At 57.3% G+C, this 1,413-nt stretch carries 3 protein-coding genes; all 3 read right to left on the bottom strand.

The genetic code is table 11. The features are described from left to right. Positions 1–279 (bottom strand): hypothetical protein (locus tag GY725_11385; GenBank protein ID MCP4004789.1); only part of this gene is annotated, 279 nt, incomplete at its 3' end. 42 nt (positions 280–321) lie between these two features. After that, positions 322–1,125 carry an AAA family ATPase gene (locus tag GY725_11380; protein MCP4004788.1) on the bottom strand — a complete coding sequence of 268 codons (804 nt, stop codon included), beginning with the start codon at positions 1,123–1,125 and terminating at the stop codon, positions 322–324. Positions 1,126–1,226: 101 nt separating this feature from the next. After that, positions 1,227–1,413: integrase (locus GY725_11375; GenBank protein ID MCP4004787.1), on the bottom strand; the 187-nt coding region annotated here is incomplete at its 5' end.

Raw genomic sequence — 1,413 nt, 5'->3', positions numbered from 1 at the left:
TTGCCGTAGCCATTGCTCCAGTAGGTCGACGGCAGGGAGGAAGTCCCAGCCGAGGGCTATCAACAGGTCAATGTTGTTCCAGTTGCGTTCGCAGCAGAAGCAGTGGGCCAGGTTGTTGCGGGAATTCACCGTCGCTCGAAGTTCCTCGCAAGCGGGACAGAGAAAGCGGAAGTAGCCTTCGATCTCCTTGGAGACCGGACCGTGTCGGCCGAGCCGGAGAATCGTCACCTGCATCGGCAGGTCGTTGCGAATCGTTCGCAGTAATTCGCGTGTGATCATCGTCGAATCCTCTGAATCGAGGTGAGAGCGTCAAGCCGTGCATCAGAAGTCGGTGAGGTCGACTTCCTTTTGCCAATGCGGTTGGAGGAGAACGCGGTTGACCAGATCGATATCGATCGTTCTCCCCGCGGACGCTCGGACCGCTTCGAGCATGGCGGACAAGCACAGGTTGCGGCATTTGCGTAAAACGCCGTCGGCCGAGCGGATGATCAGTTCGGTGGCGGATTCGGTAAACGTGTTGTGAGCTAGTCCGATGCGGTCGAGTTCGCGATGGATGAAGTCGCACATGCGGTCGTCATGCAGCCGCTTCGTGATCACGGAATAGGTCACTCGGCTCTTGAGATCCTGGTTCACGGCCAGATCCAGATTGGTGAGCAACTCCACCTGGCCGATCAAGATCAGGTTGTGGTTCTTGGGGAAATCCTCCAGCAGCAGGCGGAGTTTCCGCAGGTTGTCCATGTCCATCAGGTGAGCGTCGTCGATGATCGTCACCAGCATCTTGCCGGTGTGATTGAGATGGGACGCCTGTTCGATCAGTCGACGTTCGCACTTGAAGGCGGAACTCTCGAACTCGATGCGAAACGCTTCGCAGAGGATCTTGACCGTGTTGGTGTAGGTGTGCAGTGTTCGCGCGACTGTGGCCACGAGATGCTCTTTTTCGGGGAGTCGTTTGAGCGATTCCTTGATCACCGACTTGCCCGTTCCGGGCCTGCCGACGACGAGACAGAGTCCGCCTTGCTGGCAGTGGACTTGAAGGGTGTCGCGGATTTCCTGTTGGTGATGAAGCAGTTCGATGTCGCGGAGCGCGAAGGGATTGTCGGTCAGACCGAAATAGGAACGGATCATGGGCTTGGTACCTCTCCAAGAAAGTCATTCATTCACGATAAAAACGACGGCGTTGGATGCTGCATCTGCGAAAACCGGTTTGGCAGCGGTTTGGCAGGGCGTTACGATGATTCTTTTCTGCGTCTCAGGCCGTTGGCGACGGCGTCCAGAAGTCTCGCCCGGCCGAGGCGTCGCCCCTTGTCGTAGACGACAACCGTGCCCTTGCGAGAACGTTCGTAACGCAGTTCAATCTTCTTGCCGCGCAGGTCGACGGGCGTTTCATAGCGGTCTCCCCGAAAACTGAACGTG

The sequence above is a fragment of the bacterium genome (assembly GCA_024226335.1).
Taxonomy (GTDB): Bacteria; Myxococcota_A; UBA9160; order SZUA-336; family SZUA-336; genus JAAELY01.
This window is presented reverse-complemented; position numbering and strand designations above follow the sequence as displayed.